The sequence below is a fragment of the Brucella anthropi genome, from assembly GCF_046630315.1.
GTDB classification, from domain to species: Bacteria; Pseudomonadota; Alphaproteobacteria; order Rhizobiales; family Rhizobiaceae; genus Brucella; species Brucella anthropi_A.
The window spans coordinates 1-24,355 of sequence record NZ_LQBD01000002.1 but is presented as its reverse complement, the minus strand read 5'-3'; the positions used below and the strand labels follow the sequence as shown (position 1 = coordinate 24,355).

Below are 24,355 nucleotides of genomic sequence, written 5' to 3'. Positions count from 1 at the left end.
TTTCTCGGGAATCGCAGACAACAAAAAAGGCCGGGGCGAAAACGCACCGACCTTCCTCATCATCGCTTTCCTACCAGTGCCAGTACATCCGTGGTCAAAAGCATCAAGCGATGAAGGCTATTGCGAGCGACAGAAGCGTTCCAGCGCTCTTGAGCAATGCCTGTGACATCCATATAGGTGCACATCTTGTTCAAAACAAGGTCGTGCAACAAATTAGTTCGCAACAGGCTGATCTAGCCTTTCCCCTTCCCGCGCAGGGCCGAAGCGCCGGAATAGTTCCAGAGCGATTTGTTGCTTGAAGAAACCGCGATTGCGCCCTGTGCCATGGCAGCACCGACATCGCTTTCGTTGCAGATAAAGCCGGAAGCCACGATGGGCGGCAGGCGGCGCTTGTCCTCCACTGAAAGATAGGCCAGCATGGGCGATGGCATGATCTGCACCAGATTGGGTGCACTTTGCGAGATCGCCTTCAGACTGCGGGGCCATGTGGAGCGGTCGGTCACAAAGACCTTCTGCATAGTCAGAAGGCCGCATTGCGCGGCCTTCTGGATTGTTGGAACGCGAGTCGACAGCAGCACCGAAATACCGATCTCGGCAAGGAACTCGATGGCTCCCTTGTCCTGCGACAGGCCTTCGCAACTGTCGATGTTCAGAACAATCAGCTTGTTGCTTTTCTTGAGCGCTTTCAGCACCTCGGCCACATGGCGCAAGGCGATGTTGGCGACGATGCCCACTTCCGCCTTGCTGTCCAGAAATGCCTGAAGATTGTCCACGCCGTAGAGCGTCGCCATGACTGGCGCCCGCAAAAGCCGCTCGCCGATCGTCCTGTCCAATGTCATTCCATCATTTTCCGTCTCTTGGCATGTCGAGCGAAAGTCCGAGCTTGCCGGGGTTAAGCAGGTTGTCCGGGTCGAGCGCCTTCTTCACCGTTTCCAGCAGCGGAAATGCCGATCCGAGAGCGTCCTTCATGTAAGGCGCGCGAAGCAGTCCGACGCCGTGATGATGGCTCAATGCTGCACCATACTTGATTAGCACGGCATTGGCAGCATCCCATGCAGCGCGATACCATTCTGCACGCTTTTCCACGTCCACATCGCCACGCAACGAGAAATAAAGGCAGGCGCCGTCGACATAGGCATGCGACTGGTGTGCCGAACCCGCCAGCGTGCCGGGCACCGCGTTGATGGCAGCGACCACTTCATCATAGATCGCAGGCAGATCGCGCCAGCATCCGGTCATTTCCAGCGTATCGGCAACAAAGCCGGGGCTGCGCTTGAAGCCCTCGGCGCTCTTGCCGGTCAGATAGCGCGTATCGAGCCACTTCTCGAAGATCGCGTCGCCATCGAGCTTGTCGCCCAGTTCAGCGCAAACCCTTTCGCTGATCGCCATAACGGCATCGACCATTTCCTTCGCGCCTTCATCGGCGATCAGCAGCACGTTGCTTTCCGGCAGGCCAAACTGCACGCCGCTTTCCAGCTCGTCATAGAGACGTAGCGCTGCCGGATTGGCACCGCCCTGCATGATGCGGCGGCAGGCTTCCAGACCGATGCCGAAGCTCTTGAATCCATAGGCAATCGCGCGGGCATAGTCCGGCAGGCGATGCAGTTTCAGGCGCGCCTTCACGATGATGCCGAGCGTGCCTTCCGAACCGATGAATATCTGCTGCAAATCGGGCCCGATTGCTGCGCGGGCATAGTTTCCAACTGTCACCAGCGAACCATCCGCCAGAACGACTTCCATGCCGTAGACCATGTCCTCGATCTTGCCATAGCGCGTGGAAAGCTGGCCCGCACCGCGGCACGCGATCCAACCGCCCACGGTGCTGATACCGAACGAGGACGGCCAGTGCCCCATGGTCATGCCAAAGTCGCGCTGGATCATTTCCTCGAAAACATCGCCGAACATGCCAGCTTCAACTTCGACGATCTGGCTGTCCGCATCGAAGCTGACAAAACGGTTGAGATTACAGACATCGAGCACGATACCGCCGCGCAGCGGCAGCGCCGCGCCCGTAACGTTGGAGCGCCCGGCGGAAACCGTAACCGGTACCTTTGCTTCATGCGCAAGGCGCATGACGGCCTGAACCTGCTCCACCGTCGAAACGCGAACAAACACGCCGTCAACAGTTGCAGGTTTTCCGCCGGTTTCCGCAACCATCGTGCGGGCCCACCAGTCGCGGGTGTTCACGACGAAATCTTCGCGCGCGGTCAGAACTTCGTCTGTAACGCCCCGCAGCTTTTCAACGAGAGCGGCGTCTACGGCAACGGCGTTCTGAGCCAGATCGGCCTCGGTGCCGATTTTATTGATGCTGCCGGCATAATGCGGCTGGGTCGGTGCGCCGACGACATAATTTCCGCGATTGTAACCGCGCTTGATGGCTTCCTTGCTGATCATGTTCAGTTCGCTCCTGTGAGAATGGATTTTTCTTTTTCGGTCGCGGCCACATAGGCCGCGACCTGACGGTCGATTTCAGCCTGCGGGAGACCAAGCTCCTCACCCAGCAAGGCGCCGACTTTTGTAGCGGCGCGGGCGGAGGCATCGCGCGCCATCAGGCGGGCACGCATACGACGCGACAGCACGTCATCGATGGTCCGGGCAAGCTCGTGCCGGGCGGCATAGACGACTTCGCCGCCGGTATAGGGCAGTCCTTCCACGACGGGCTCGGCCAGTTCGGGACGGGCAGCCATCAGATCGCTGATGAAGCGTGCTTCCGTGCCATAACGTTCGCCCAGATGCGCTTCCATGCCACCGGAGGCCACGATTGCCTGCGCGTCATATCCGGCAGCGCCCAGCAGATATGCCTTCTTCGTCGTGCAACGACGGCGATCGCCAAGAACTTTTGCAGCGGCATCCACCGTCTGTTCGGCCATGTGGCGCGAGGTCGTCAGCTTGCCGCCGACAATCGTGACAAGGCCATCCGGCGCAACGTGGACGGAATGGTCGCGCTTGACATCCATGGTGCTTCCGCCTGACGAAGCGGCAACCAGCGGACGGCAACCGGCGATACTGCCGACGACATCATCCGGCGTCAGGTCGATATTGAGCGCGCTGCATGCGCCCTCGATCAGAAAATCAAGCTCGCGGCGCGTGCAATGCACATCATCCAGATCGCCCTGATAATCCTCGTCGGTCGTGCCGAGATAGGAGACATTGCCCCAGCGCGTGATGGTTGCGCGGCGGCTGCGCCCCGGCACCGGCACAGTCACGGTGCAGTCGTTGCGGATTTTCAACCAGGGGATCGCCACGTGAACTCCCTTGGCGGGACGCACATGCAACGGCTTTTCGCCATCCTTGCCGAGTCCCATCCAGTCACGCAGCCATACGCCTGTCGCCATGATGACGGTCTTGGCGCGCACCCGGATTTCCCGACCCTCGACGGTGTGAACGATAGCACCATCCACCCGGCCCGAGCTGCGGGTAATCTCGGCGACCTTCGAATGGTTGAGGACCGTTGCCCCGTAAAAACCGGCAGAGCGGGCAAGCGCCAGCGTCAGGCGTGCATCGTCGACGCGAGCGTCGAAATACATGAGGCCGCCGCGCAGATATTCGTCCTTGAATGTCGGGCAATGCGCCAGCACTTCCGCCGCAGTCAGTTTCTGATGCAGGATGCCTTCGCGCCAGCCGCCAGCCAGGTCATAGGTCCAGAGCAGGCCTTCAAACGCCTTGGCAAAGCGCGCATCGAACACGCCATCCCGTTCCAGAATGGGAAAGAGAAACGGCAGGCGCTGCACCAGATGGCTGGCATTGCGGCGCAGGCGCTGGCGCTCCAGCAGGGAATGACGAACCAGGCCAAGATTGCCCTGCTCAATATAGCGCAGGCCGCCATGCACCATCTTGGAGGATTTCGATGATGTGCCGGATGCAAAATCATCCTTCTCGACCAGCGCAACACGAAAGCCGCGCAAACTGGCGTCAAAGGCGCAGTAAGCACCTGTCACGCCGCCGCCAACGATCAGAATATCGTAGGTTTCAGTGGCAAGACGGTCTTCCTGTTCCGAGCGGTTCAGCCGCAGCGGCTCGGTGCGGATCATCCGGGCGCGATCCTTGTCCGCGCGCCGGGAGCGCAGATTCAGCATTTCAACTCCTGTTTATTCATAATGACCCGACTGAACGCGTGCGACTTCCTCATCCGTGAGGGCGTGCCATCGCGCTCTGCGGTCCTGTCTTTCCGCTTCGCTGGTCTTGGGGATGAAAAGATGGCCTTCGGGCAGCGTGGCGCGCGCTTCCGCAAGGTTGCTCCAGAGCAAGCCATCGCTGCCTGCCAGAAAGGCGGTGCCTCGCAGGCTGGCGCGATCCTGATCCGCCATGCGCCGCACCGGTACACCACTGAGATCGGCCTGCAATTGCAGCAGCGTATCGCTGGAGGAAAGCCCACCGCCTGCCACCACTTCACGAACCGGAACGCCCGCCACTTCCGCACTTGCCTCCGCACAGGAAACGACCGAATGGGCAATGCCTTCCAGAATGGCATGGGCCAGATGCGCGCGGCTGTGTGCCATCGAAAGCCCGGTTAGCGATGCCCGGCCATCCGGAACGATGTTCGGCTGGCGCAATCCCGTCAGGGTGGGCATGAAGAAAAGACCATCGGAAGACGGCACTGTCGCAGCCAGTTCGCTGATCTCCCTGGCATTCTCAAACCAGCGCATTTCATTGCAGAGCCAGTTGAGCGCCGATCCCGTTGTGGCGGCATAGGTCTCGACCGCGAAATGCGAGATGTTCTCGCTCCGCCAGGCCGTCATGGTGAAAGTTGCTTCATAGAGGCCGGGATTTTTCGGCGTCTGCTTTCCGATCACAAGATCGACGAAGCTGCCCGTGCCATGCACGCACATGGCCTGCCCCGCATCGTGACAGCCAAGACCGACCAGACCGCCCAACTGATCGCCGCAGGACGCCTTGATCGGCACGTGGATACCCAGAATGTCCTGCCGCGTATAACCGAAGTCATCGGCGTCCTGTTTCAGCTCGGGCAACAGCTCCAGCGGAAAATCCTGTGCCTCGACCCAGTCGGTGAAATAACGGTTCTCACCGAGAATATAGGCACCGGCAGAGGTCGCATTGGTGGGCGTGGTGACGGCTCTGCGTTCTTCGGACAGGTTCCACAGCAGCCAGGTGTCGACGGTACCGAAGGCAAGCCTTTTTGCCTTCCATGCCTCGCGTACAGCAGGCGTTTCCTGCATATGGCGCGCCGCCCACAGATAGATCGCTCGTCCGCCAACGGGACGCCCTGCGAGCGGCACAAGTTTCGCGTCCCATATGGCCCCGAGCGGCTTCAACTCTTCGGCATAGCGCGAATCCTGCCAGACCATGGCCGGAACCAGCGCCCGACCAGTTTCCGTATCCCACAAAACACCGGTCGCACGTTGCGTGGCGATTGCCATTGCAGCGATTTCCACGCCAGCATCACGCGCTGCGGCGATCGTCTTGCCGCACACTTCGATGGTCTTTTGCAACAGAACATCGGCATCCTGTTCGACCACGTTATGACGAGGGGAAGAGACGGCAAGCGTCGTGTAATTGACGGCGGAGACCGAACCGTCGGCCGCGACAAGCGCGGCCCTGGTTCCGGACGTTCCTTCATCAATGGCCAGAATGGCCTGTTTGCGTCCGTTCACATTATCCTCCGTTATTATCGGTCGCCTTCGAACTGCGGCGCATTCGGCTCGTCATCCGGGCTGACCTTGGTACGGGTCGGGTCCCATTGGATGATCGAGCAGATGATGCAGGCAATCAGCGGAACGACCGACAGGATCAGGAATGTCGGGCCAAGGCCGTAGTTCTCGCGGAAGAGCGGGAAAACCAGAAGGCCAAGCGCCGCCCCCATGGCGCCGAGCGCGCCAATGATGCCGTTTGCGCCTGCACGCAGCTCGCTGCGGAACGAGAGCGACGACAGGCTCTTGCCGTTTGCACCCGGACCACCGGAATGGAACAGGATGAACAACGACGGCACGATCACCGCGAGCCAGGTCGGCATGGTGTCATGGAACAGACCCATGATGACCAGCATGACAAAGACCGCGCCAAAGCCGATTGCCGAAGCCTTGCGCAGGCCGAGCACACGTCCGATGACCGGCGAAGAAAAGCCGCCGACAATACCGAAGACGTTGAATACCAGCGTGCCCATCATGGCATAGAGGAAATCCTTGCCGAAGAGCGCCGCGCTGATAAGCGGCAGATACCAACCCACCGCAAAATACTGGATCGACTGCCCGATCTGGACGGTCGCGGCCAGAATGGTGCGCGGCAGATAGATGCCGCGGAAAATCAGGGCGACATTGGCAATGCCGCGGCGGGCCTGATTGAGAACCGGCAAACGATCTTCCGGCAAAGCGGCAACGAAATCGCGACGATAGATACGGCTCATCGCACGGGCGGCCTCTTCCAGCCTTTCCTTGCGGGCAAGCCAGATCGGGCTTTCGACCATGAACACCATCTGCGCCACCATGATCGCGAAGGCAAATACACCGGTTGCCCCGACCGAATAGCGCCAGATCGAGTCGCCCACGTCCCAGCTGTAGAACAGCATGGCCAGAAGCACATTGGTGCAAACGGCCGTGTACCAGATGCCCTGCCAGGTGTTGAGACGACTGCGCAGGCGCGCCGGTGTGAACTCGGCAAGCACGGCCATGGCGATGGCAAAGTCGATACCGTAGGCGGCCCCCACGAAGAAGCGCCCCATGAGGATGACTTCATAAGAATGGGCCGTCATCACCAGCACCGCGCCGATGAGCGCGATGAACTTTGCGAAGATCAGCGGGCGCATACGGCCCCAGCGGTCGGCGATCCAGCCGCCGATTGGATTGAAGGCGATCGATACCCACGAGGCGAAGGATGTCATCAGCGCCACCTGCGCCGCATCCAGCCCCAGATCGCGTGTCATCGGTCCAAGCCCGGCGCTCAGCGCCGAATTGGCAAAGGCATCAAGGAACAGGCCACCGAGGGCCAGCCACCAGATAATACCGGCGCGGCCTCGAATACCGTCATTCGCATCAATGTAGGAAATAATATCCGGCACGCCCCTCAGGGCTATTTTTCTACCGTGCATTACGGCGTCCTCCCAACGTCGCTATGACATCTGCAAGAGGACTTATCCGGATTCCAGACGCAATAAGACCACCCTTGCAGATGGTCTTAAATCTTCAGTCTGCATTGATGGTTATAAACGGTTCGGACAGCTTGTCAATCCACACATACGCTGACTATCCACACCCAGACTGAGAAGGCAGCGCCGAATGATCGCCGCCGCCCTGCAAGGCCCCTATGCAACGTTCAGAACGCTTTCGGGTGCAAAAGCTTCATAGCCCAGCGCTTCCGCAACCGGCCTGTTGGTGATGCGCCCCTTGAAGACATTCAGGCCATTGCGCAGGTGCCGGTCCTCGGCAATTGCCCTCAAACCGCGATCGGCAAGCGCCAGACCGTAATGAAGGGTGGCATTGTTGAGGGCGTGGGCTGATGTCACCGGAACCGCGCCCGGCATATTGGCCACGCAATAATGGACGATCCCCTCCACTTCATAAGTGGGATCGGAATGCGTCGTGGCATGCGAAGTCTCGAAACAGCCGCCCTGATCGATGGCCACGTCGACGATAACCGCGCCCTTTTTCATGCCGGACAGCATGTCATGAGTAACGAGCTTCGGCGCTGCGGCACCGGGAATGAGCACGGCGCCGATGACGAGATCGGCAGAGAAGACTTCCTCCTCCAGCGCCTGAATGCTGGAATAGCGTGTGTGAACGCGACCGGCGAATATATCGTCGAGCTGGCGCAGACGCGGCAGCGAGCGATCCAGAATGGACACATCGGCACCGAGGCCCGCCGCCATTCTGGCCGCATGCAGCCCGACGACACCGCCACCAATGATCGTGACCTTTGCCGGAAGCACGCCGGGCACACCGCCCAGCAGAATGCCAAGGCCGCCATTTGCCTTCTGGAGCGCCGTCGCACCCGCCTGTATCGACAGGCGGCCCGCCACTTCCGACATCGGCGCGAGCAACGGCAGTCCGCCGCGATCATCCGTCACGGTTTCATAGGCAATTGCCGTCACGCCGGAGGCAAGCAGCCCTTTGGTCTGTTCCGGGTCGGGCGCAAGATGGAGATAGGTATAGAGAAGCTGGCCTTCGCGAAGCTGCACCCATTCGGCGGGCTGCGGCTCCTTGACCTTCACGATCATGTCGCACTTCTCGAAGATGTCTTTTGCAAATGCGGCAATTTTCGCGCCAGCGGCAATATAGCTGGCATCATCGGCGCCAATACCGGCGCCTGCCTTGGTTTCAATCCAGACCTCGTGGCCATGGGCCACATACTCACGAACTGCGGCAGGGGTCAGTCCGACACGATATTCATGGTTCTTGATTTCCTTCGGGCAACCGACACGCATGAGCGTTCCTTTCATTTTTGCCCACTCGCCGTGGGGTGTTGTCGATCCGAAAATGAGAACATCTGCCGCATGCAATGTCCTTGCAAAGAAGATTTGCCTGGCCGTTCTTTTTGGTGAATCATTGCGCAAACGGCCCTCTTTTTCGAAGGCTCTTCGAATGAGCAATCTTGATCCCATCGATCTTGCAATTCTCAGGACATTGCAGGCCAATGCCCGCATCACCAATGCAGAACTGGCGGAAAAGGTCGGACTGTCGCCTTCCGCCTGTTCGCGCCGCCTCGATATTCTGGAAAAAGCCGGGGTAATTGCGGGCTATCACGCCCGTCTCTCGCAGAAAGCCCTCGACTACCGGATGATTGCGATTGTCCATATTTCGCTTTCGGGGCAGTTCGCCAAGACGCTGGCCGAATTCGAGGCTGCGGTGAAACGTTGCCCCAACGTTTTGGTCTGCTACCTGATGTCGGGCGAATATGACTATATTCTGCGCGTTGCGGCACGCGATCTGGAAGACTATGAGCGCATCCATCGCGACTGGCTCTCGGCTCTTCCGCATGTTGTGAAGATCAATTCCAGTTTTGCCCTGCGTGAAGTGATCGACAGACCAAATGTCGGGCTCTAACTGTTGATTTTGGAGCGCATCTTTTCCGAAAACCGTTTCACGCTTTTCAGGATGCCCTCTAGATTGAAGCTTCCCATTCCCTGATCGTTGGAACCATGCCGCAGTTCACCAGAAGAGTTTTGCAAGAAGCCGGTTGGGGTTTGCCCGCCTCGGTGGCTTTGCATCTGATGCTGGCACTGCTTCTTCTGGTCAGGCTCCCGGATCTTCCCTCGCCTGCTTCCGAACAAAGCGTCAATGTGGAGCTCGTCCAGCCGCCGCCCCCTGAAAGGAAGACGCCCGAACAGGCCGCTCCCCCACCGCAACCGCAGGCATTCGAATCTGCTGCGGCCAAACAGGCAGTGCAATCACCCCCGGAGCCGGAATTGCCGCCCACGACACCCGAAGACATGCAAAAGCCGGACGAGCCTGCCGATGCCGGCGCTGCGGCGGATGCCAAGCAGGCTCAGGAAGCCCGGCCTGCCGAGCAGCTTCTCCATACCGAAAAGCCATCTGCGGCCGGTCAAATCGCGATGCCTGAAGAGCAGAAGGCCGCTGCCGCCAAACCGGCGACCCCGGCCAAAAAACTGACGCGAGCGCGCGAAATCTATTCGAAGGACGCCATGTCCGACCCCCGTGTGAAACAGGCGCTCGGAAAGCTCGCCCCCAAGGACCGGATCGTCCAGATTTGCGGTATCGAAGCACTTGAACAGGTGCGCCGTCACCAGCCTGGCGCTTTTCCGGATATGCTCGCGCGCGAGGGCGGGTCGATTTCGGCAACCGGCCTGACGGTCAGCGACGGTGCGTTTCGCAGTAAGCGCAAATGGTACGCAATCGACTTTACGTGCAAGGTCGATGCGGAAACGATGGTGATCCAATCGTTCAGCTACAATATCGGCCGCGCCATCCCGGAAGGAGAATGGAACAAACGCAAGCTGCCAAGGGATTAGCACCAGCTATTTTGGATCTGTGAAAGAAAAAGGCGCCTCGCGGCGCCTTGTCCGTCAACTTATCAATCGGCCCAGCCATATCAATATGCAGGCGCCGATAAAGCCCGCGATCAGATAACCCAGCCAGCCGCCGAACGAAACACCGAGAAATCCGAAGATGAAACTCGCTACGGCTGCGCCGATGATACCGAGAATGATATTCATGAATATCCCGGTATTGCTGTTCATGAAATTGGAGGCAATCCACCCGGCCAGGCCGCCGATGATGATTGCTGCAATCCAGCCGATTCCTGCGCTTCCCATCGTGAGCCCTCCTGATTACAATCCGGCGGGCACCTTGCCGCCATTATCCTTGAGTTTCTGGATAACCTGCTTGTGCAGCCAGATATTCATCGTCGCGGAATCGCCTGTGTCGCCGGTATAACCCAGCTCCTGGGCAAGCTGCTTGCGATGTTCCAGGCTGCTATCGAGGCCAAGGGCCTTCATCAGATCGACGATCGACGTCTTCCAGTTGAGCTTCTGTCCACTTTTGGCAACGGCGGCATCCAGAACGGCACCCACATCGACAGCGCCCGTGGAGGCGGGTGAAGCGGTCGGTGTCGGTGCGGATTGCGCTGCCGTTTCCGTGGCCGCTGCCGTTTCAGGCGTTGCTGCTTGTGCCTCACCCCAAATGGCGTTCTTAATCTTATCGAAAATCCCCATCATGAACTCCAATCGTTGAAAACCGATCTGCCCCCTCACTCCCGATTTCTGACGAGCGAAAACAGGGACACGCCAAACCATCCGATCACTCACGGACAGAACGCTGGAAGTAAATGAATCCGAAGCCGTTTTGTTCCCTACAAAGATAGAGATAAGATTGTCTGCGACGCGCAGCCCCTCGACGGCGAGGATGGGATCGCAGACGTTCTGACCAATTTATGGCTCAAGCTAAAGCTGGATCGCCCTTGTCTTTCACCGCGATCATGCAAAGCTGATAGTACCCGCAAACGCTTTGCTCAGTGATGGTCGCAAATGGACCCCATCATTTCCTGGGCGAATACGAATACTCGTCTTATAGCGCCTGACACTTTTGCTTGCAGAATAGAAAACCGTTACCTGGTGAAGAAATCGAACATCTCGGTCAATTGACCATCCAGCATGGCCTTGCCGGGATGCGTGGAGCAACCCCTGTCTTTCGCGACCTGCAAAAGCGGCGTCACCTCCGGCGACATGATGACCTCGGCCACCAACATTCCAGGTTGAAGATGTTGAGGGTCCACCGGCAGCGCATCGCCTTCCTTCAGTCCGAGCGAGGTGCCATTGACGATAATGTCATGCCCCACAAGCGTACCGTTCGACAGAAAAACGCCTGCGGGGAAATGTTCCTTCAACCTCGCCACGAGCTGTTCGGCCTTTTCACTGGAGCGATTCACCACCGTCAGCCTGGCAACTCCCGCCTCGGCGAGCGCGAAGGCGATGGCCGAGGCAGCCCCGCCAGCACCGGCAAGATAGACGTTCCTGTCTTTCACATCATGACCGGCATTGGCAAGCCCGCGCACAAACCCGGCGCCGTCCAGTAATTCGCCGGCCAGGCTGCCATCCGCCTCGCGACGGATCACATTCACGGCCCCGGCTGCTTCCGCGCGCGGCGTCAGCCGGTCGCAGAAGGCTGACATTTCCGTCTTGTGCGGCACGGTGACGATGAAACCGCCCCAATTGGAGAAGGCACGCAACGCGGCAGTTGCATGCTGAAGCTCACTGACGGGGACAGCAGCGGGCACCACAATGCCATCATAACCGCGCGCCGCGAACAATGCGTTCAGGGCCTGCGGTGTGCGAACATGGTGAACCGGGTCAGCAATAATCGCAAAAACCTTCGTGTGACCAGTGATCGTCATCGCATCGCTCCTGAGGCAGATATCCCAAAAACGGAAACCGCTTTTGGGATAAAGACATATTTAAAAGATCGGCTCCACCTGGAACCGATCTAGACAAGCAGAGACATCGGATCCTCGATGCCGGCCTTGAAGGCCGCGAGCAATTGTGCACCCAGGGCGCCGTCGACCGCGCGGTGATCGACGGAAAGCGTAACGCTCATCATCGTTGCGAAAGCAAGCTCGCCATTGCGCTCGATCGGGCGGCGTTCACCGGCACCAACCGCCAGAATGGCGCTTTGCGGCGGGTTGATGATGGCGGAAAAGGACTTCACGCCATACATGCCCAGATTGGAAATCGAGAAGCCGCCGCCCTGGAATTCCTCGGGCTTCAGGCGGTTTTCGCGGGCGCGCGCGGCGAGAGACTTCATCTGCGCCGAAATGGCGCCGAGGCTCATCTGGTCGGCGCGGCGGATGATTGGCGTGATGAGACCGCCATCCGTGGCCACAGCGACGGCAATGTCGACGTCCTTGAGCTTGAGAAGCGCATCGTCCGTCCACACGACATTTGCATCCGGCACCCGGCGCAGGGCGGCGGCGGACGCCTTGATGACGAAATCATTGACGGAAATACGCTCAGAACCTTCCCGCTTTTCGTTGATCTGGCTGCGCAGCGCCAGAAGCGCATCGATCTCGCAATCCACGTTCAGGTAGAAATGCGGCACCGTCGTCTTGGCTTCCAGCAGGCGGCGGGCAATGGTGCGGCGCATCGACGTATGCGCAATGGCTTCATATTCGCCGATCCCGACCGGAATGGCCTTCGACGAAGCTTCCGCAGGCGCGGAGGCCGGAGCGGCCACGGCGGCTGCCGCAACCGGCTTCGATGCGGCGGCGTGTTCCACATCCATGCGCACAATGCGGCCCCTTGGACCGCTTCCGGCAAGACCTTCCAGCGAAACACCGAGTTCCACGGCCAGACGGCGGGCGAGTGGCGAAGCCTTGTGGCGCACTTCGCCCGAGGCTGGCGTGCTCACCGCAGTTGCGGCTGGCGCTGCCGTGGGGGAAGCCACGGCAGGAACGGCGGTTTCCGCTACAACCGCAGGCTTGGCCCCGGCTGCAAAGCCGTCCAAAGCGGCGGCGTCTTCGCCGTCCTTCAAAAGCACGGCGATGACCTGATTGACATTGGCGCGCGCGCCATCCTTCACCAGAAGCCTGCCGATACGGCCATCGGCCTCGGCTTCAAGCTCCATCGTCGCCTTGTCGGTCTCGACTTCGGCGATCAGATCGCCCTTGCTCACCGCATCGCCTTCGGCCTTGAGCCAGCGCGCGATGACTGCATCTTCCATTCCTGCCGAAAGGGCAGGCAACACGACTTCAACCGGCATTGTCTGTCTCCTTCTGCATCAGTTCTGGATCGGCATGCCCTGGGCGGCCATGACGGCGCGCAGGCCAGCCTCGATGTCCTGTGGACGCGCGGCGGCGGCGGCTTCCAGAACCTTCGAGATGGAAGGCGAAGCTTCCGCGCCATGCACGCGCGCAATCGGCTGGTCCAGCCAGTCGAAGCAACGCCGCTGCAATTCATCCGCCAGCCAGCCGCCATAGGAAGTGCCGGACGCGCCCTGTTCCACGATCAGGACATTGCCCGTCTTGCGGATCGAGGCTTCGATGGTTTCCCAATCCACGCCTGCACGGTCGAGAGAGCGCAGATCGATGATTTCCGCATCGACGCCAAGCGCATCCACGACGGCCTGCGTCTTCGCGACCATGGCCAGATAGGTCAGAACCGTCACCCTGGAGCCGGGGCGAACGACCTTGGCCTTGCCGAGCGGGATGAAATAATCGAAATCTTCCGCAGGGGCGGCGCCCTTCGATGCGTAGAGATCGACATGCTCCAGCACGAGAACCGGATCACGGCAGAGAAGCGCCGAATTCATCAGGCCGACATAATCGAACGGGGTGGAAGGCGCCACGATGCGCCAGCCGGGAGCCGTGGCGAAAATGCCTGCCGGGTCCATGGAGTGCTGCGAGCCGTAGCCCGTGCCCATGGCGACCTTGGTGCGCAGCACCACCGGCATGTCGCTGTCGCCGCCGAACATGTGGCGCGCCTTGCCGATCTGGTTGAACACCTGATCGGCAGCCACCCACATGAAATCCGGATACATGAATTCGATGACCGGCAGAACGCGGCCATCCGCCGCCATGCCGCCCGCAATGCCGGTGAAGGCATTTTCGGAAATCGGCGTGCCCAGCACACGGTCGGGATAATCCGCCGAAAGGCCGCGCGTTGCGCCATTGGTGCCGCCCTTGAGCCGATGCACGTCCTCGCCGAGGACCACGACACGCGCGTCGGTTTCCATGCGGCGCGCCATCACATCGGCCACCGTATCGATGAAACGCGCATCTTCGGAGAGCTTGCCGGAGAAGGTTTCCTGTTCTTCGAAGCGCACGCCGTCGAATTCCGAAAGATCGCCGCGCAGGCCGAAATCGCGGAAGCTTTCTTCCGGCCAGAGCGAAGGAATGATGCGGCGCTTGCCGTCATGCATCTCGATCAGTTCGCCGGCCACTTCATCCATCAGCGAAACGCTGCGTTCCCGCAGGGCCTTGATCGCATCCTCGCCGAGCGCCTGGCGCTCCAGAAGCGTTTTGGCCAGCGCGTCGAGCGGATCGCGCCCGCGCCATTCGGCTTCCTCGTCCTTGGAGCGATAACCGAAGGCGCTGCCCGGAAGCGGGCCGTTCTGGTGGAAATAGCGATAGACATCGGCTTCGATGATCGTCGGGCCATTGCCTGCGCGCATGATGGCATTGGCTTCCTCGGAAGCGAGCCAGACGGCGATCGGGTCCATGCCGTCGACCTTGAAGGACGGAATGCCGAAGGCAAGCCCGCGTGAGGAGAGGCGCGGTTCCGCCGTCACTTCCTCCACATGGGTCGAAACAGCATAGCGATTGTTTTCGATGAAGAAGCAGATCGGCAGTTTCCAGGCGGCCGCGAGGTTCATGGTTTCCAGAACCGAACCAATATTGGTCGCGCCATCGCCGAAATAGGTGTAGACGACATCGCCCGTTCCCGCGCGCCGGTGCGCCCATGCCGCTCCTGCCGCCATGGGTACGCCGCCGCCGACGATGGCATTGGTGCCGAGATTGCCCGATTCAGCCCAGCGAAGATGCATGGAGCCGCCGCGGCCACGGCAGAAACCCTGCGACAGGCCCAGGATTTCGGCCAGCGTGCGCTGCGCCAGCGTGCGGATATCGTCACCGAAAGCGGCCTTGGGGTCGATGCCCTTCTGCGCGACATAGCCGAGCGCCTTTGCCAGAAACTGGTGGTGCGCGCGGTGCGAGCCGTTGATCTGGTCGCTGGGACGCATGGAAACGGCAGAGCCGACCGCGCCGCCTTCCTGACCGATTGCCGAGTGGGCGGGGCCATGCACCAGCCCCTGACCGGCAAGTTCCAGCACCTTTTCTTCAAAGGCGCGGATCAGGTGCATCTGGGAAAGCATGGTGCCGCCGAGCGCCAGATCGAAAGCGGCGCGGTCTTCCGCGGTCGGTACGATTTCCCGCCAGAAGCTGTGCGGAACGAGATCTTTATATTCAGGCATAGGACAATCTCCGGGAGCAAGGGCTCTCCGGAGCGGTTCAGGGAAGGCTGGACCGCTCCATGGTTTGTTTTGCGGCATTCGGACCTCGCCGAATGCTCAGGATAAAATCATGCGGCCAGGAAGCCGCCATCCACCGGCAGGATCGTGCCGGTGATATAGCTCGCCATCGAGGATGCGAGGAAAACAACAGGGTCGACGACTTCGCTGGTTTCGCCGATACGCTTCAACATCACGCGGTTCATGAACCAGTCTGTGCCGCCCGGACGGTTGAGCTGGGCCACTGCCATCTCGCTCATCATGATGCCGGGAGCGACCGCATTGACGCGGATGCCATGGGAAGCCAGATCGCGCGCCATGACCTGCGTCAGCGAGCGGATCGCCCCCTTGGAGACGACATAGCCCGCCGTTGACCCGCCGGACACAAAGCCCGCGACCGAGCACAGATGCACCACATTGCCCTTCGCCGCCTTCAGCGCGGGCACGAGCGCGTGGGAAACATTGAACGCGCCTTCGAGATTGACGCCGATCACGCGGTCCCAGACCTCGACCGCCTCGGGCTGATCGAAGGCGGCGCGACCGGCGACGCCGGCATTGTTCACCAGCACATCGAGGCCGCCGAAGCGCTTCAAAATATCATCGGCAAGCGCGGCGACCGCATCGCGGTCGGTGACATCGAGCGCATGGCCTTCGGCAATGAAGCCCTTCGCGGTCAGCGCATCGGCCTGCGCCCTGGCTGCCGCGCCGTCGATATCCACGAGAATGACGCGCGCGCCCTGTTCCGCCATGCCGGAGGAAATCGCGGCACCCAGCCCCCGGCCGGCGCCGGTGACGAGGACGAGCTTTTCATTCAGAAGTTGCATTTTCAATATTTCCCTGGCTCAGGCCATGTAGATGCCGCCATTCACCTGGATCGTTTCGCCGGTGACGAAGCTCGCCGCGGGTGAACAGAGGAAGGCAATGACGGATGCGATTTCGGACGGCTTGCCAAGACGCTTCAGCGGCGTCTGGCTCATGGTTTCATCCATGCGCGTCTTGAGAAGTTCGCTCGTCATCGGGGTTTCGATGATGCCGGGGGCCACGCCGTTGACGCGGGTTTTCGGCGCAAGCTCCCGCGAGAGCGCGCGGGTCATGGAAACCATGGCGCCCTTGGTCGCGCCGTAATGCGCGTTCACATAAGCGCCGCGATAGGCGGCGAGCGAAGCAAGCGTGACGATGGAGGAATCCTCTTTCAAGGCGGGCAAAGCGCGCTTGCACAGATAGAAGACGCCATCCAGATTGATCGAAATCGTCCGGTGCCAATCGGCATCCGACATTTCGCTGAAGGGCTTTGCCTGATAGATGCCTGCCGAGGGAACGAGGAAATCGATGCCGCCGAAGCGTTCCATGGCGAGCGCCACGGTCTTTTCGGCATCGTCTGCGCTCGACGCATCGGCCTTGATGGTGGCAATCCGTTCCGGGCTGCCCAGCGATGCGGCGAAAGCATCGAGACCCTCCCTGTCCAGATCGGTCAGGACGAGATTGGCCCCGCAGGCATGGAACAGTTCGGCGATTGCACGGCCAATGCCGCCATTGGCGCCGGTGAGAACGAGTGTCCGGTTTTCAAACGGGAATTTCATCGATTATTTCTCCTCAGCCAGATCGGAACGATAGGCCGCAATGTCGTCGTACTGGACGATCTCGACGATGTGGCCTTCCGGGTCGTTCAAAAAGGCAAGCCAGGTGCCGGGACGCACCTCGATCGGATCGCGACCCGTCAGCGGCTCCGCGCCATGCGCGATCAGGCGCTCGACCAATGCCTTCAGATCATCGACGATGAAGGTCAGATAGCTTGAACCCGCGCGCTCCAGAATGAGGCCGGTTTCAGCCTTTCCGGCTTCCGGCAGACGATCGGGCTGAAGCAGCTTGATGCGCTCGCCTTTCGCCGTCTGGAGGCGGATGACGGTGTAACCGTCCGGGCTCATCGCCGCGACTTTGGCCTTTTCGCCGCCGACATGAATTTCGGACACGAAGGAAAGGCCCAGCGCACCTTCGTAGAAAGCGCGCATTCGCTTCAAATCCCTGACGGCAAGACCGACTTCCAGAGGCGCTGTCATCTTCGTCATATTTTCTCTCCCGCTTGCAAAATGGCTGCTCCAGGTCTTTGCTTTTTAAGCGTCAGACGGCGAGCCATTCCTCCATCAGCTTCTCGTCGGCAGTCAGTTCGTCCGGCGTTCCTTCGAAAACGATGCGGCCATGCCCCATCACACAGACGCGGCTTGAAACCTTCAGCGCGATGGTGAGCTTCTGCTCGACCAGCACCACCGAAACGCCCTGCCGGTTGATGTCCTTGATCATCTCGCCGACGACGGCGACGATCTTCGGCGCCAGTCCTTCGGTCGGTTCGTCGATGAGCATGACCAGCGGATTGCCAAGCAGCGTGCGGCACATGGTCAACATCTGCTGCTCCCCGCCCGAAAGGGCGCCCGCGCGGGTGTTGCGGCGTTCCTTGAGGCGCGGGAAATAGCCGAACATCTGCTCGACCGTCCATTTGGTCGCCCCTTGCGCGCCGCTCTGGACACCCATTTGCAGGTTTTCATCGACGGTCAGGTTGAGGAAGATTTCGCGCTCTTCCGGCACGAAGCCGATGCCTGCGCGGCAGATTTTGAACGAACGTTCGCCCGCAAGATTCCTGCCGTTCAAAAGCACTTCGCCGCTTGTCGGCGGCACCAGCCCCATGATGGCTTTCATGGTGGTCGAACGGCCGGAACCATTGCGCCCCAACAGGCTGATCGCCTCGCCCTTCCTGAGATCGAAGGTCACGCCTTGCAGGATATGGCTCTTGCCGTAATGCGCGTGCAATTCACGAACATCGAGTATTTTTTGTTCAGCAGCAGCCATTAGTGCGCCTCCTCACCCAGATAGGCTTCCCGGACCTTGGCGTTTTCGCGAATTTCCTTCGGCGTGCCGGTGGCGATGATCTCGCCATAGACCAGAACGCTGATCCGGTCGGCCAGCGTGAAGACCACGTCCATGTCGTGTTCCACGATCATGAGGGTACGGTTCTGCGTGATCTCGCGGATGAGGCCGACCGTATAGTCGGTCTCCTCCTGCGACATGCCCGCCATCGGCTCATCCAGGATGATGAGGCGCGGATCGGATGCCAGCGTCATGCCGATTTCAAGCGAGCGCTGTTCCGAATAGGAAAGCTGGCTCGCCAGCGTGCGGGCGCGCGCGGTGAGGCGCACCTGTTCCAGCAGGTTGTCGACCTCGGCCGTCACCTTCTTCATCGACGAAACGGGACGCCAGAAAGTGAACTGCACCTTGTAGCGGCGCATGACCGCCAGGCGGATGTTTTCAAAGACCGTCAGTCCCGGAAAGATGTTGGTGATCTGGAACGAACGGGCCAGCCCCTTGCGGTTGACGGCGGCAGGCGTCAGCCCGCCAATCTCTTCGCCCTGGAACCTGATGCTGCCGCTCGATGGCGCGAAATTGCCCGAGATCAGGTGGAACAGTGTGGATTTCCCGGCGCCGTTCGGCCCGATGACCGCGTGGCGTTCGCCCTCATGCACGGCGAGATTGACGCCGCGAATGATGTGAGCCGGACCGAAAGACTTGTTCAGGTGATCGAGAACGAGAATATCCTTCGTCATCATGCCTCTCCCTTGGCTTTGGCCCTGTGGCGATTGACGATGGTGAGAAGGGCGATGCCAGCGGCGAACAGCGCCAGAGGGATCAGCCAGGTGGACACGGCGAAGGGCAGCCATTCACGGCCAAGGAAAGTGACCGCGGGCCAGTTTCCTGCCGAAACGAGCGCCTTGTAATCGCTGGAGAAGAAGCGCTGTACCAGTTCCACGATCATGATCGTGCCGGCGGCTGTCACGAGAAGCGCCACAAGACGCCCCAGCGCGTGGCCGAACGAAATGCCGCTGCCCTTCGGGTTCCTGATACGCTCGACGACTTCGCCGACGAGACCGCGCGGCAGGAACATCATGATCAGTACGAAGATGAGGCCCTGATAAAGCAGCCACGAGCGCGTGACATCAGAGGTGACATGGCCGAAAAACGTCATGGCGGCGGCACCGATGGCGGGACCGAAGAAGGTGCCGACGCCGCCGATGAAGCTGTTGATAACCACAGCGGTCGAGATGCCGGCTTCGAAGACCACATAATTGGCCGCTTCGATATTGATGGCCTGCAAGGCCCCGGCAATGCCTGCGAACATGGCGGAGATGGCGAAGACCAGGGTGCCGAGTGCATGGACATTATAGCCCAGGAAGCGCAGGCGATGGGTGTTTTCGCGCAGGCCCACCGTCACGCGGCCAAAGGGCGTCAGCGTGAGGAGGTAGAGAAGCAGGATGGAACCCACGACCCAGGCGAGCGCCAGATAATAGACTTCCGTGGTCGAGCCGAAATCGAAACCCCATGCCGGCATACGGAATGAGGACACGCCGGCCTCGCCGCCAAAAGTGCCTTTCAGATGAGGCGCGAGCGCATGAAGAAGCTCGGCAAGCGCCAGCGTGATCATGGCGAAATAGACGCCGGTGCGCTTGGTGGAAAACCAGCCCGCAACGAGGCCCGACAGGAGGCCGACGCCAGCACCGGCCAGCGGCAGGAGCGGCGTGGGCAGGAGACCTTCGCCGCCGAAAGCGTTCATGGCGTGAACGGCAGCAAAAGAGCCAAGGCCGAAATAGGCCGCATGGCCGAAGGACAGCATGCCGGCCTGTCCGCACAGCAGGCTGAAAGCCGTTGCGAAGAGGGCCGCGATCAACATCTGGATTGCCGCATTCGTCATCGATTCCGAGACGAGATATGGCAGGGCGGCAAGGAGCGCGACAACGAGGAGCGCGACGACCGATTGCTTGATGGTCATGGTTTACTCCTTTGCCCCGAACAGCCCGCTTGGGCGGACCAGGAGAACAATAAGCATAAGGAAGAAGGGCAAGGTGGCCGCGATGCTGGAGACTTCCAGCGTCAGCACGCCGCCGGTTTCGCGGGCATAATCGCCAAGGCCCACATAATCGAGGAGGCTTGCGATGGAGACTTTCACGCCGACGGCGACCGAGGAGAGAATGCCGATCAGAAGCGAGGCGAGCATGGCGCCGCCGAGCGAACCGAGCCCGCCCACGACGACGACCACGAAGACCATCACGCCGAGTTCCAGCGCCATATTGGGGTTCGTCGTGTAGAACGCGCCCGCCACCGAACCGGCAAGACCGGCAAGAAACGCGCCGACGCCGAACACGCCCATGAAGACGAGCGGAACATTGTGGCCGAGCGCTTCCACCATGCGCGGGCGATAGATCGCCGAGCGAACGACGATGCCGATGCGGGTGCGCGTCAGCAGCAGATAGAGAAGCGCGAACATGACCAGCGCCACGGCGCCCATGAACAGGCGGTAGAACGGATAACTCACGCCACCGAGATCGAAAGCCGAAAATTGCAGGGCGGCCGGAACACGGTATTCGACGGCGAAATTCCCGTAGAAAATCTTGATGACTTCAGCGATCACCACCGAAAGGCCGAATGTGACCAGCAATTCATGCGCATGGCCGAAAGCGTGGACGCGGCGCAGGATGAAGCGCTCGACCAGCACGCCGACGCCGCCGACAATGACGGGCGCAAGCAGGATTGCAAGCCAGAAGCCGGTGAGCGGCTGAAGCGTGTAGGCGAGATAGGCTCCCATCATGTAGAAGGAAGCATGCGCGAAGTTCAGAACCCCCATCATGCCGAAAATGAGGGTGAGACCCGCCGAAACCATGAACAGCAGCAATCCGTAGATCGCCCCATTCAATACGGCAAAGAGAATCTGATCCATTGTCTGGTCCGTGATTGGAAGTTCGGCTCGAACAGGAGAGCGGTCCGCAAATGGGGACCGCTCCGCTGCCGGGAGGATGGGCTGTCAGATCAGCCCGGACGTTTCATGGAGCAGGATTCCTGCACCTGATCGATGGATTCGTCGCCGGTGAAGGTCTTGAACGGGAGGAACCCGTATTCCGTGCCATCGGCCTTGATCTTGGCGTCCTTGGAGACTTCCTGAACGACCATCGGGAACTTGGCCTGATGGTCATCGGAACGCATGCTGTAATCGCCCATCGGGGTCTTTACGCTTGCGTTTTCGATCGCCAGGGCAATATCCGTGGTGTTGATCTTGCCGTCGCCGGGCTTGACGTTCTTCAACGCCTCGCCGAAGAGCTGGAGGCCAAAGACCGCGGCCGGTTCCACATAGGCCGGATAGTGTCCCGTCACCTTCTTGTAGTCCTCGGCAAAGGCCATGGTGGCTTCGCCATTGGCTTCCGGGTTGAACGGCGTGGAAACGATATGCCCTTCGGCAATCGCGCCCGCATTGCCGATATTGCCCGGCTGATCGAGGAAGGAGGTGGCGAACTTGGCCTTGAGGCCCGCACCGCTGGCGGCCTTCATGAGAAGGAGAAGGTCGTTTGACCAGTTGCCGGTGAAAACCGTGTCCACATTGGCGGCCTGGATCTTGGCGACATAGGGCGAGAAGTCCTGGATCTTGTTGACTTCATGCAAGGTCTTGTCGACCACCTCATAGCCGATCGCCTTGGAATTGGCGACGACCGTGTTCTCCACATCCACACCCCAGGAATAGTTCTGGTTGATGGAATAAGCGCGCTCGCCCAGAATACCCTTGTCCTTCATGCCCTGCGCGACGGTCTTGAAGCGAATCGCGGCATTGGGGCTGAAGCGGAAATGGTAGAAATGGCACTTGGAGCCGGTCAGTTCCAAAGCTTCCGCGCCAAGGTTCAGATAAAGGACTTCCTTGCCCTTGTTGCGCAGGTTGTACTTGCGCACATCCTCGGTGATCTGACCGGCAACGGCAGAGGACGATCCCTGCACGATGATCTGCGCACCATCGGCAATCGCCGCCTTCACGCGGTCGGCAGCGCCAACCGGGCCACCCTGATTGTCATATTCGAGGATCTGGATTTTTTCGCCATTGAAGCCGCCGGCTTCATTGATCTTGCCCAGCTGATAAAGCACCGCCGCACGGTAGAGAAGACCGGTCGAGGCCTGCGGCCCCGAAAGCGTTTCAACGAGGGCGATCTTCAACGGTTCGGCTGAGGCGGAAGCCGCACCGGCCAGCGACAGGGCTGCACAGGCAACACCTGCCTGCAGGAAAACTTTCAAGGACATTTTTCCTCCACTAGGTTCCGAAGGCTTCCCATACCTTCCAGTGGCGAGAGTCGTACTCCAGACTGGTAAGACCGGTCAATAGAGAAACATTACCAGTTTAAAAATCTATTTAATATATTGAAACTGTTTGATGAATTGCAGATTTTTCGGTATTTTGCCCACAAAAAATACTGATGCGAAATGGAGTTAATGGGGGCGACAGGTTGACTTGTTAGACCAGCTCTACCATCCTTGACAGGGGACGCCACTTCCATCGGAATGAAGTCAATGAGGGAATGACATGACGGAAACAGCCATCCGCTCGGGACGCGCGACTGGCCATTTGCCAGAGGAAATTGCTCGACAGATTGAGAAGCGGATTCTCGATGGCGAATTTCCCATCGGCTCCAAACTGCCGAGCGAGCGGGAACTATCCGTGGCATATGGCGTCAGTCGTCCGGTGGTCCGCGAAGCCCTTTCCCAACTCAAATTGGACGGTTTGGTGGAAGCGCGCGCCGGCAGCGGCGTCTTTGTAATCGATGAAAGCAACCAGAAAGCCTTCCGGATTCAGCCGCTTGTCGTGGAAGAAGCGCAGTCGGTGGAACAGCTCATGGAATTGCTGGTGGCCATTGAAGTTGCCGCCACGCGCATTGCAGCCATCAACCGGACCGCTGAGGATCTCAAACAGGTCAAGCGGGCACTCATCGGACTGGAATATGCGATCATCAGCGACAGGCTGGGCGATGAGGAGGATTATGCCTTCCACAATGCTATTGTGGTAGCCACGCATAATCCGCACTTCATCGCATTGTGCAAACACCTTGAATATGGCGCGCGCCATGTGATCAGGCAGGCTCGGGCCAACACCCGGTCACATCTACCGCAACTGATGGACGAAGTGCAGATCGAACACGAAGCGATCTACGAAGCCATACGAATCGGTGATCCGGATAAAGCCGGAGAGGCTGCCGAGAAACATCTTCGCAATGCCACCGCAAGAATGGCCATCTATCTGGGGCGGCCAAGCGAATGACTGGTACGACAGGCGAAAGATAGGAAGTTATGACGATGAAGCTGGACACAATCATTCGCAGCAGGAGCTTTCCCTTATAGACCTGACATTTTCAGACTTGAGTATTTCGAGTACATTTCCTTTAGGTGGGGGCATCTCCGTAAGATTTGCGATACTTGGCGCACGCCTGCGGCTCGAATGGTGACGATGTGTCGGACCATTGATCATCAGAAAATGCGATATTGAGGTCTTCGGCCTATCGATGGTTCTTCTCGGAACGGTGCGGCCGAATGATCAGGTCATGTGGCCGCTCGTCATTCTTTTCATATCGATGTATCCTGTGCATCTTGGCGTCGCCGTTGGCCTGCGCGCGCAATTGGGATCCGATGCGCTGTGGCTGAGCTTTCCCGCCGCATGCTGTTCACACTATTTGATGTAAACCATCCTCTATCTGCACGGGGCTGGCGGACGAATTGGTCCATGCAGATCAATGCCCACGAACAGCAGGGAGAAGCCGCTTGCGTGTGCAATCGACGAATCTGCCCCTTCAAGCAACGCGCTCTCGCCCAATGCACCGCTTGTCGCCGAAGTAAGGGCCAACATCGTAAGTTTTTTGGTGCGACCCGCAGCATTATGGGCAAGAGGCGGTCACGGAGAGGATCGCGCTGTCTCGTAGAGGGGCACGCGTGAGCATGCTTGCCTTTGAAGTCGCGCGGATTTTTGATTGGATTTGTTTGAATAGCCCCGAGTTTCGTGGACGCCCTCGGGTTACATTTCCTGCTGCCGTTCGAACTCGACGGGTGACAGCATCCCGTTCCTGACGTGCTTGCGCTTGGGGTTGTAGAACATCTCGATGTAGTCG

General features: G+C 59.7%; 23 protein-coding genes. 3 read left to right on the top strand and 20 right to left on the bottom strand.

Annotation, left to right across the window (positions count from 1 at the left end; translation table 11 throughout):
• Positions 1-233: 233 nt before the first annotated feature.
• From AVM02_RS01855 to ald, 6 genes are all read right to left on the bottom strand, one after another.
• On the bottom strand, positions 234-839 hold the full coding sequence (locus tag AVM02_RS01855) for a glycerol-3-phosphate responsive antiterminator (RefSeq protein ID WP_411505324.1): 606 nt from the start codon (positions 837-839) through the stop codon (positions 234-236).
• 4 nt (positions 840-843) lie between these two features.
• Complete coding sequence (locus AVM02_RS01850; protein WP_411505323.1) at positions 844-2,394, bottom strand: FAD-binding oxidoreductase; 1,551 nt, start codon at positions 2,392-2,394, stop codon at positions 844-846.
• A gap of 2 nt (positions 2,395-2,396) precedes the next feature.
• Positions 2,397-4,076: an FAD-dependent oxidoreductase gene (locus AVM02_RS01845; protein ID WP_411505322.1), complete on the bottom strand. Its 1,680-nt coding sequence runs from the start codon at positions 4,074-4,076 to the stop codon at positions 2,397-2,399.
• 12 nt (positions 4,077-4,088) lie between these two features.
• Complete coding sequence (locus tag AVM02_RS01840) at positions 4,089-5,612, bottom strand: FGGY family carbohydrate kinase (RefSeq protein ID WP_411505321.1); 1,524 nt, start codon at positions 5,610-5,612, stop codon at positions 4,089-4,091.
• Between the two features lie 14 nt (positions 5,613-5,626).
• Complete coding sequence (locus tag AVM02_RS01835; protein ID WP_411505320.1) at positions 5,627-7,042, bottom strand: MFS transporter; 1,416 nt, start codon at positions 7,040-7,042, stop codon at positions 5,627-5,629.
• 213 nt (positions 7,043-7,255) lie between these two features.
• Positions 7,256-8,374, bottom strand: a complete 1,119-nt coding sequence (ald, locus tag AVM02_RS01830) for an alanine dehydrogenase (RefSeq protein ID WP_411505444.1) — start codon at positions 8,372-8,374, stop codon at positions 7,256-7,258.
• A 157-nt stretch (positions 8,375-8,531) separates the two neighbouring features.
• Here ald and AVM02_RS01825 point away from each other — a divergent pair, with 157 nt between their 5' ends.
• Both AVM02_RS01825 and AVM02_RS01820 read left to right on the top strand, forming a co-directional pair.
• A complete protein-coding gene (locus AVM02_RS01825) occupies positions 8,532-8,993 on the top strand; it encodes an Lrp/AsnC family transcriptional regulator (RefSeq protein ID WP_411505319.1) in 462 nt (153 codons plus the stop codon).
• A 95-nt stretch (positions 8,994-9,088) separates the two neighbouring features.
• Entirely contained in the window at positions 9,089-9,919 is an 831-nt protein-coding gene (locus AVM02_RS01820; protein ID WP_411505318.1) for a DUF930 domain-containing protein, read from the top strand.
• A gap of 54 nt (positions 9,920-9,973) precedes the next feature.
• Here the strand turns inward: AVM02_RS01820 and AVM02_RS01815 are convergent, their stop codons facing one another.
• The 13 genes from AVM02_RS01815 to AVM02_RS01755 all read right to left on the bottom strand — a co-directional run bounded on the left by AVM02_RS01815 (position 9,974) and on the right by AVM02_RS01755 (position 22,502).
• Complete coding sequence (locus AVM02_RS01815; RefSeq protein ID WP_411505317.1) at positions 9,974-10,222, bottom strand: GlsB/YeaQ/YmgE family stress response membrane protein; 249 nt, start codon at positions 10,220-10,222, stop codon at positions 9,974-9,976.
• Positions 10,223-10,237: 15 nt separating this feature from the next.
• Complete coding sequence (locus AVM02_RS01810) at positions 10,238-10,621, bottom strand: DUF3597 domain-containing protein (protein ID WP_411505316.1); 384 nt, start codon at positions 10,619-10,621, stop codon at positions 10,238-10,240.
• A 392-nt stretch (positions 10,622-11,013) separates the two neighbouring features.
• Positions 11,014-11,799 carry a shikimate dehydrogenase family protein gene (locus tag AVM02_RS01805; RefSeq protein ID WP_411505315.1) on the bottom strand — a complete coding sequence of 262 codons (786 nt, stop codon included), beginning with the start codon at positions 11,797-11,799 and terminating at the stop codon, positions 11,014-11,016.
• Between the two features lie 89 nt (positions 11,800-11,888).
• Entirely contained in the window at positions 11,889-13,160 is a 1,272-nt protein-coding gene (locus tag AVM02_RS01800; protein ID WP_411505314.1) for a pyruvate dehydrogenase complex dihydrolipoamide acetyltransferase, read from the bottom strand.
• An 18-nt stretch (positions 13,161-13,178) separates the two neighbouring features.
• Positions 13,179-15,368 (bottom strand): thiamine pyrophosphate-dependent enzyme, encoded by a 2,190-nt coding sequence (locus AVM02_RS01795; RefSeq protein WP_411505313.1) that lies wholly within the window; start codon positions 15,366-15,368, stop codon positions 13,179-13,181.
• A 107-nt stretch (positions 15,369-15,475) separates the two neighbouring features.
• Entirely contained in the window at positions 15,476-16,228 is a 753-nt protein-coding gene (locus AVM02_RS01790; RefSeq protein WP_411505312.1) for an SDR family NAD(P)-dependent oxidoreductase, read from the bottom strand.
• A gap of 18 nt (positions 16,229-16,246) precedes the next feature.
• Positions 16,247-16,984, bottom strand: coding sequence for an SDR family NAD(P)-dependent oxidoreductase (locus tag AVM02_RS01785; RefSeq protein ID WP_411505311.1), 738 nt, complete (start codon positions 16,982-16,984; stop codon positions 16,247-16,249).
• A 3-nt stretch (positions 16,985-16,987) separates the two neighbouring features.
• A complete protein-coding gene (locus AVM02_RS01780; RefSeq protein ID WP_411505310.1) occupies positions 16,988-17,470 on the bottom strand; it encodes a VOC family protein in 483 nt (160 codons plus the stop codon).
• 52 nt (positions 17,471-17,522) lie between these two features.
• A complete protein-coding gene (locus AVM02_RS01775) occupies positions 17,523-18,245 on the bottom strand; it encodes an ABC transporter ATP-binding protein (protein WP_411505309.1) in 723 nt (240 codons plus the stop codon).
• Positions 18,245-18,997 (bottom strand): ABC transporter ATP-binding protein, encoded by a 753-nt coding sequence (locus tag AVM02_RS01770; protein ID WP_411505443.1) that lies wholly within the window; start codon positions 18,995-18,997, stop codon positions 18,245-18,247. The genes AVM02_RS01775 and AVM02_RS01770 overlap by 1 nt, the downstream gene beginning before the upstream one ends.
• On the bottom strand, positions 18,997-20,217 hold the full coding sequence (locus AVM02_RS01765; RefSeq protein ID WP_411505308.1) for a branched-chain amino acid ABC transporter permease: 1,221 nt from the start codon (positions 20,215-20,217) through the stop codon (positions 18,997-18,999). The genes AVM02_RS01770 and AVM02_RS01765 overlap by 1 nt, the downstream gene beginning before the upstream one ends.
• Positions 20,218-20,220: 3 nt before the next feature.
• Positions 20,221-21,162 (bottom strand): branched-chain amino acid ABC transporter permease, encoded by a 942-nt coding sequence (locus AVM02_RS01760; RefSeq protein WP_411505307.1) that lies wholly within the window; start codon positions 21,160-21,162, stop codon positions 20,221-20,223.
• A gap of 89 nt (positions 21,163-21,251) precedes the next feature.
• On the bottom strand, positions 21,252-22,502 hold the full coding sequence (locus AVM02_RS01755; protein WP_411505306.1) for a branched-chain amino acid ABC transporter substrate-binding protein: 1,251 nt from the start codon (positions 22,500-22,502) through the stop codon (positions 21,252-21,254).
• A 280-nt stretch (positions 22,503-22,782) separates the two neighbouring features.
• Between AVM02_RS01755 and AVM02_RS01750 the strand changes: the two genes are divergently transcribed.
• Positions 22,783-23,514, top strand: coding sequence for a FadR/GntR family transcriptional regulator (locus AVM02_RS01750; protein WP_411505305.1), 732 nt, complete (start codon positions 22,783-22,785; stop codon positions 23,512-23,514).
• Positions 23,515-24,261: 747 nt separating this feature from the next.
• Here the strand turns inward: AVM02_RS01750 and AVM02_RS01745 are convergent.
• Positions 24,262-24,355 (bottom strand): IS3 family transposase (locus AVM02_RS01745; RefSeq protein ID WP_297564976.1); only part of this gene is annotated, 94 nt, incomplete at its 5' end.